The following is a 6,772-nucleotide window of genomic DNA, read 5'->3' as shown; positions in this document are numbered from 1 at the left end:
GGCGCTCAAGGAAGGTCCAGTCGATGCGCTGAGCCAGCAGCACCAGCGGATGCTTCAGGTCGATGATGCTGTCCAAGGCGGGGCGGAACAGATCCTTCTGGCGCTCGTCTTTCGGCGTCGACATGGCACACCTCCGGCCGGATGGAGTGCTCCTGATTGAATCAGATCCCGGGCTAAAGCGGCAACGGAAAACGCAGGAAATCCACCGCTTCCGGCCCGCAACCCTGCAAAATCGGCTCCAATGATGCGCCCGATATCCCAATCGTCTCAACGAGATCGGAATTCTTCACTGACGACGAATTTGTGCGCGCACTTGCATGATAATGCCTGAGTTGGATCTGACGTGGCATCACACATTGTTCCAACGGCCCTCAATGACCTGGATCCTGATCTCAATAAGATCCGCAAGAAGGCTGTCGGGCGTGAGAGCTCGAAGATCACTGGCGAGCTCTCTGAGTTCAGCGAGAGTCGCGCCTTCGATCAGGTTCCGTTCGGCCATGCGTAATGCCTCTGAGTAATCCATGGGTGAACGCTCCTGTTTCAGAATCAGTCAGGAGATAAGCGCCCGAATGCGGCATCGATGAGCCAGCACTTGAGCACTTCAGTGATGCTCGACACCACGAAAACACCCCCTCGCTCTGCTCGTTCGGGCATAGTGGCTGCTGCATCTGCCGCACCGTTTTTGACCCGAAATGCTGCCTGGATCATTGAGGATCAGGCGCGCACAACAATGCAATCCCGCACTGGACATTGACACGGTCATCTCAGTCGACCGCGTCGCCCCCGGGGCGCAGCACCTCTCGATCAGTTTGTCTTGCATTCGCACCAACGCGGCTTCAGGCCGCGATTCTGCAAGATACGACCACGGACGCCCCACCGCGATCCTACCGCAGCAGATCAGCTACGTCGCATTTCGTGATCACCGGGAGGGCGGACAGGACTAGCCGAGTGGATGGAACTCGCGTTTATGAGAAGGAGCCTCACGGCGGATGGGCTGCCTCGCCGTGCGGCGGGTGCTTCTGTAGCTCATATAGGATGATTTCCGGTTGCTCCGGTACGCACGCGTGCGGCGCTGGTCCGTGCTGGCACCGATCACGCCGCCGATCACACCGCCGACGGCTGCACCGATTGGGCCACCAACAACCGCACCTGCCACGGCACCAGTCCCAACGCCGACCGCGGTACGATTCTGGGCAGACGCGAGAGACGGAAACATCGTGAGCGCGGCCATTGACGCCAATGTGATCACAGTCTTACGCATGAGAGAACCCCTTGTTGTTTGCCCGGACCAACACAGGGCCTGGAGCATGGTTCCAGCACATAGGCCCATCATGGTGGGTGGTGGTGCTTACAACTATGCTCGATGATTAAGCTTCCCTCTCCGTACAGCTTCCGTTCAGGAACTCCGCACTACATCTACGGCCATCATAATGGACTATATTGGCCGATGCTGTTCTGGAGCACTCTTCTCACACTCTTGATGTCCGGGTTGATCCTCGGGCCATTTGGCAGCAGTGCATCCGAGTGGGCCAGTCAAACTGCGATCTTCGCAGCAGCCGTGGCCGTTTTTGTCCTCGTTTGCCTGGCTGAAACTTCGGGATCTCGATCCGACAAACCCAGCGGCTAACCAATCGCCTTCTTTATGGCACTTGCGGGCGGGTTTACGATTGAGCCCGGGCCCTGCCACTCAGTCAACTCCAAGTGGGTTTCATCTCTGCATTACAACCGACGCTGAACATATTCCCGATCATAAGAGCCACTTTATCTGCGGACTGTCTCCGGCTATGGCATCTGCCCCAAGCCGCAAGGGACTAGGCTAGCGCAGCGTGTGCCGGGAACGGCTGATCTCAGTGCTGGGTTGTGACAGATAGAGCAATAGGAAGCCAAGACGGGTGGAGACGACGGAGGCAGGAGCGGGCAACCCGGGCAAGGTCGACCCGCCCCGGGACATTCTCGAGCTGAGCGCGCCCACGCCCGCCCCTCCCGAGCGCCGAAAGGCGCTTCCCTCAACCCGGCTGGTTGTGGGCAGCATCCTAAAGAACGCAAAGCCCTTCCTTCGCGCTACCGTTGCACGGGCCCGAGCCACAACAAATCATGGCATCGAGCATGCCCGCGTCTGGACGGCTCGGGCTGGATCCATGACCGAACCATGGTGGCGAAAGGCTTCGGTTACGGGGCGGATGATCGGCAGGGCTTGCTTGAGCACCCTGCGGCGGATCCGGCTGCGCCACATCCTGATCGTCACCGGCAGCGTGGGCATTCTGCTCCTCCTGATAGGCGGATATAGCATCGCCACCCTGCCCTTGGAGGGCGGCCTTAAGGTCGACCCGACGCCGAGCGCCCTGGTGATCGAGGCCGACAACGGCGAGACCTTCGCCACCCGCGGCGTGTTCAAGGGCACCAAGCTGACAGCCACCGATCTGCCGGCTCACCTGACGCAAGCCATCCTCGCCATCGAGGACCGCCGCTTCTACAGCCACCTTGGCATTGATCCCTGGGGCATCCTGCGGGCCGTCTGGCGCAACTGGCAGGCTGGCGGAACACGGGAGGGCGGCAGCACCATCACCCAGCAGCTGGTGCGCCTTATGTTCCTCTCCCCCGAGCAGACCCTGCGCCGCAAGGTCCAGGAGGCGATCCTGTCTCTCTGGCTCGAACACCAGCTCAGCAAGGAGGAGATCCTCCTGCGCTACCTCAACACCGCCTATTTCGGGGCTGGAGCCTATGGCGTCGACGCCGCCGCCCAGCGTTACTTCGGTAAACCGACGAACGAGCTCTCGCTGGCCGAAGCCGCCATGCTGGCCGGTCTCGTCCGCGCCCCGTCGCAACTCGCGCCCACGCGCAATCTCGGGGGCGCCAAGGAGCGGGCCGATACCGTCCTGCAGGCGATGGTCGAGACCGGCGCCATCGCGGCGGAACAGGCGGAAGCGGCTCGCGCCGAGCCCGTGAACCTGCGCACCCCGCCTGAGACCCCGCCCGGCACCAACTACTTCGTCGACACCGCCGCCGCCGACGTACGGCGCCTGCTCGGTGGCGCCTCCGGCGACCTGACGCTGCACACCACCCTCGATCTGGAGCTCCAGCGTCTGGCGGAGGGCATCATCGAGCGGCGGCTGGAAGCCGACGGCCAGCAGAAGAATGTCTCGCAGGCGGCTCTGGTGGCCCTGACGCCCGACGGCGCGATCAAAGCCCTGGTGGGTGGACGCGACTACGAGGCGAGCCAGTTCAACCGGGCCACCCAGGCCCGTCGGCAGGCCGGGTCGTTGTTCAAGCTCTTCGTCTATCTCACAGCCCTGCAGAAGGGCTATGGCCCGCAATCCACCGTCGTTGATCGACCCACCCAGATCGGCGACTGGGAGCCGCAGAACGCGAATGGCCGCTTCCGGGGAGCGGTCACCCTGCGGACCGCCTTTGCCCAGTCGATCAACACCGTGGCAGCCCAGCTCGCGGATGAGGTCGGGATCCCGGCGCTGATCGAGACCGCCAAGCAGCTCGGGGTCCAGTCGGAGCTGCCGGCGGTGCCGAGCCTGGCCCTCGGATCGGCTGAGGTGACCCTGCTCGAGATGACCCGCGCCTACGCGGCGGTAGCGACCGGGAACGAGAGGATCGAACCGTATGCGGTGCGCTCGATCCAGGGCGGCAGCCAGAAGGCTCTCTCGGCCCGCCCTGCCCCCGGATCGAGCGCGGGCAGCCTGGGCGAGAGCCGGGCGGCGATGCTCGACCTGATGCAGGCGGTTGTGCGGGAGGGTACAGGCAAGACCGCCCGACTGCCGAACGTTCCGGTAGGAGGCAAGACCGGCACCACCCAAGAATACCGCGATGCCTGGTTCATCGGCTTTACACCGGATCTGATTGTCGGCGTGTGGGTCGGCAATGACGACAACGCGCCCATGAACAAGGTGGTCGGAGGCGATCTGCCGGCTCAGATCTGGCATGATTTCCTGACCCGCGCCGCCCCGCTCCTCGCCAAGGGCAAGTCCGCACCGGCTCCCGCTCAAGTCGCTCGCGAGCCTGATCCGAGCAGTCCCGCCCCGCCCCCTCCGGCAGCGGAGATCGTCCGCGGTGTCCCGGAGGTGCTGGACACAGGTACTTTGGCCATTCGCGGCACCTTGGTTCGCTTGGAAGGCATTCAGGGCGAGCGCGGGAATATGGCCCGGCAGCTCACCCGCTTCCTGCGATGGCGCGAGGTCGCGTGTGCTCCGAGCAGTATGCCGGGCGTGCAACGCTGTCAGATCGGGGGCTATAACCTGTCGGCGATCATCCTGGCCGCAGGCGGCGGCCGCGCGACGGCAGATGCGTCAGAGGAACTCCTGGCAGCGGAGGAGCAGGCCCGCTCGGCCCGCCTTGGCGTATGGAGGCGCGGGAGGTAAGGGCCCATCCGTCTACCGGACGGAGCGAACATCAGGGCTTCTTCGCGCGAGTGACCGCGTGATGTCCGGCTCCTCGCTCGACGAGTACCGCCGTTTCGGCAGATCCCTCATCCGAATGCCCTTGGAAGGGCATGGTGACCCACACCTGCGCCGCCTTCAGCTAAAAGAACTCAGCCGCATCCCGCACGCCCGGATCAGGGGAGAAGGCTTTCAGGCTCTGCAGCGCCAGCACCAGGCGTCGCCGGAAGGGCCACGGCAGGGCAGCCAACGTGTCATCTACGCTCAGACGTGCAGTTCCCTGCACGCCGGCCTGGTCGGCAATCTCATCGATCCGGCTCTGGACCGCACTCAGGCTTGCGGGAGGGCAAACAACACTCATTAGAAACACACACAGGTACGCGGCAATCTGCGTTCCAAACAGCTGGGAAAGGGTGTCCGTTCCTCACGTCCTCACCCCTTACGGCGACGGATGCCCTGAAGGCACGGCAAACCTGACTCGCCCAACACAGAAAGGACAACGCGGCCTCCTCGCACTGCCAAGCTAAGCTATAGAGAAGATTGGCTAATCCAGCCTCCAAGGCCCGACCTTAACCGGCTGTTAACCATGGTTTCTCCATCCTGATGCCTGATGAACTTCGGAGATGCCATGGTCGGCGATCAGCAGAACGCTAGAAGAGGACAACTCGACAGAGTGGCTCAGAGCCGGATCGGTCGGAGGCTGCGGTTGGCCTACCGCCATCTTGTGGGCGAGCCGATCCCGGACGACCACGTCGACCTTCTCCTGGCCCTCCGGTGGAAGGAGCGCGAGCAGGCTGGGTCTGCTTCCAAGGCCACCGAGGCACCGGAAGCTTGAGGGCTTGCCCCGCAAAACGCGGACGCTATGTCAGCTCGAGCGCGTGACCCTCTGGTTGCCCCCACCACATGGCGCGCGTGCCAGAAAGGCCCCTCTCGGGGCCTTTCTTTTTGAGCACTGTTTCTATTGCTGGATCACAGGATGGATGTCGCCTCTGGGGCTGCAACGAAAAGCCGGTCGAAATCAGCAGGCGCACGCTGCAGCCCGTTAGCATCGGTGATCAAGATATCTCTCAGGCCTTCAGCACCGAGAGCCCGAGCTTTCTCCACTGCTGCGGCCGCGGTCTCGCAGGTGACCGCCACTGCTCCTTGCTCTCCGTTGCCTGTCACGACAAAGAACATGCCGCCTCCTTCGGTTGCACCCTCATTGATGTTGTCTGCTGCCGCACCGTCAATCACAGCATTAATGACTCCGAACGATGAGGCTCCGCCTTATACGGAAGGCATGAGGTTGAAGCTTGTTCTCACAAAAGAGCTAGCACCTGCTGTCCCGTAGGGACTCCCTCTCGGTACGATCGAGCCGCTCGATCAAGGCGCTCAACCGCGCCGGCACATCCTCGTGCAGAATGTCATCATACCAAGCTCGAAGCGAATGCCCGATCGTCAAAAGCATATCGTCGTTGGAGACGTTGAGGCTGTTCTGGAGCACAGGGCTCCATGGCGCTCGTTTGCTGGATCTCATGAGAACTCTTCCCGATCTGCTCCTCGAAGCCTCTCATCTTCGTTGATTGGGCTTCCGTTCGGGTGGTGAACTCACACAAAAGCGGCCAAGTTTCAGCTCCGCATTGAGCCGACGACGATTAGGAGTTGGAAACTGATCGGGGCATCAAAGCCGTCCATCGACAGCCGTCGCAATTCTCTCCCGGCGTTCCGGCGATAGTCACTCCGCCGCGGATGCCGCCGCGTCGACGTCAAAAGCTTCGCCATCTGCAGATTGCACTGCCGCCATCAACACCTGGATCTTCTCTGCAAGATCTACGGCACGATACGGCTTGTAGAGAAGGTCAATGTCTTCAATCGTCTCGTCGCCGTCCACATGGCCGGTGGTCAGGAGCACCCGGATCTTAGGCATCTCACGCCTGATGAGGCGCGCAAGGCCGATGCCGGTAAGTTTGCCAGGCATGCGGATATCCGAGAACACAAGATCGACTTGTCTATTCGCCTTCAGAAGCCGGGCGGCTTCATCACCGGAGGCGGCCTCCATCACGTTGAAGCCGAGGGACTTGAGTGTCGAGACTGCCACCTGGCGGACGGCGGGATCATCCTCGACAACCAGAACCGTCTGCCCGGCACCAAACGAGCTCGGCACGGTGTCACGTGGCTCAGGTAATTGCTCAATGGCTGCTTCAACACGAGGCAGGAACATGCGGATGGTCGTGCCGGCGCCGGGCGCACTGTCGACCTCGACGTGGCCATGCGATTGCTGAAGGAAGCAGCCACAGACTACCCATTCCGAAGATCTTCCAACGTCCATAACCATCACTCGGGAGCGGCACGCATTCGAGGGCTGTCGCCTGACTGTCATCAGCCGTCTGAAGCGCCGCGGCATACTG

Annotated in this window: 8 protein-coding genes; 2 read left to right on the top strand and 6 right to left on the bottom strand. The window is 62.3% G+C overall.

Features of this window, described 5'->3' with window-relative positions; all coding sequences use genetic code 11:
- Positions 1–349: 349 nt before the first annotated feature.
- Both FS320_RS46365 and FS320_RS35290 read right to left on the bottom strand, forming a co-directional pair.
- Positions 350–523, bottom strand: a complete 174-nt coding sequence (locus FS320_RS46365; protein WP_162866316.1) for a hypothetical protein — start codon at positions 521–523, stop codon at positions 350–352.
- A gap of 417 nt (positions 524–940) precedes the next feature.
- On the bottom strand, positions 941–1,261 hold the full coding sequence (locus tag FS320_RS35290) for a YMGG-like glycine zipper-containing protein (RefSeq protein ID WP_152717025.1): 321 nt from the start codon (positions 1,259–1,261) through the stop codon (positions 941–943).
- Positions 1,262–1,892: 631 nt separating this feature from the next.
- On the opposite strand from FS320_RS35290, the gene FS320_RS35285 reads away from it, so the two are divergent.
- A complete protein-coding gene (locus FS320_RS35285) occupies positions 1,893–4,367 on the top strand; it encodes a PBP1A family penicillin-binding protein (RefSeq protein WP_338105616.1) in 2,475 nt (824 codons plus the stop codon).
- A 160-nt stretch (positions 4,368–4,527) separates the two neighbouring features.
- Here the strand turns inward: FS320_RS35285 and FS320_RS35280 are convergent, their stop codons facing one another.
- The gene (locus FS320_RS35280) at positions 4,528–4,746 is read right to left on the bottom strand and encodes a hypothetical protein (RefSeq protein WP_152717024.1); all 219 of its coding nucleotides are present in this window, start codon (positions 4,744–4,746) and stop codon (positions 4,528–4,530) included.
- Positions 4,747–4,995: 249 nt separating this feature from the next.
- On the opposite strand from FS320_RS35280, the gene FS320_RS35275 reads away from it, so the two are divergent.
- Complete coding sequence (locus FS320_RS35275) at positions 4,996–5,220, top strand: NepR family anti-sigma factor (RefSeq protein WP_152717023.1); 225 nt, start codon at positions 4,996–4,998, stop codon at positions 5,218–5,220.
- Positions 5,221–5,354: 134 nt separating this feature from the next.
- Here the strand turns inward: FS320_RS35275 and FS320_RS35270 are convergent, their stop codons facing one another.
- The 3 genes from FS320_RS35270 to FS320_RS35265 all read right to left on the bottom strand — a co-directional run.
- Positions 5,355–5,561: a hypothetical protein gene (locus FS320_RS35270; protein WP_152717022.1), complete on the bottom strand. Its 207-nt coding sequence runs from the start codon at positions 5,559–5,561 to the stop codon at positions 5,355–5,357.
- A 133-nt stretch (positions 5,562–5,694) separates the two neighbouring features.
- Positions 5,695–5,832, bottom strand: a complete 138-nt coding sequence (locus FS320_RS51080) for a NepR family anti-sigma factor (protein ID WP_420846817.1) — start codon at positions 5,830–5,832, stop codon at positions 5,695–5,697.
- A 267-nt stretch (positions 5,833–6,099) separates the two neighbouring features.
- The coding region (locus FS320_RS35265; protein ID WP_152717021.1) for a response regulator at positions 6,100–6,772 on the bottom strand (673 nt) is incomplete at its 5' end.

Origin of the sequence: Microvirga tunisiensis (assembly GCF_009296175.1) — a bacterium.
Classification (GTDB): domain Bacteria; phylum Pseudomonadota; class Alphaproteobacteria; order Rhizobiales; family Beijerinckiaceae; genus Microvirga; species Microvirga tunisiensis.
Note: the sequence above shows the minus strand (reverse complement) of the source record. Positions and strands in the feature narration are given on the sequence as shown.

Coding starts and splice junctions, on each gene's coding strand:
- FS320_RS46365 (WP_162866316.1), bottom strand. CDS start 523: ATGGATTACTCAGAGGCATTACGCATGGCCGAACGGAACCTGATCGAA.
- FS320_RS35290 (WP_152717025.1), bottom strand. CDS start 1,261: ATGCGTAAGACTGTGATCACATTGGCGTCAATGGCCGCGCTCACGATG.
- FS320_RS35280 (WP_152717024.1), bottom strand. CDS start 4,746: ATGAGTGTTGTTTGCCCTCCCGCAAGCCTGAGTGCGGTCCAGAGCCGG.
- FS320_RS35275 (WP_152717023.1), top strand. CDS start 4,996: ATGAACTTCGGAGATGCCATGGTCGGCGATCAGCAGAACGCTAGAAGA.
- FS320_RS35270 (WP_152717022.1), bottom strand. CDS start 5,561: ATGTTCTTTGTCGTGACAGGCAACGGAGAGCAAGGAGCAGTGGCGGTC.
- FS320_RS51080 (WP_420846817.1), bottom strand. CDS start 5,832: ATGCTTTTGACGATCGGGCATTCGCTTCGAGCTTGGTATGATGACATT.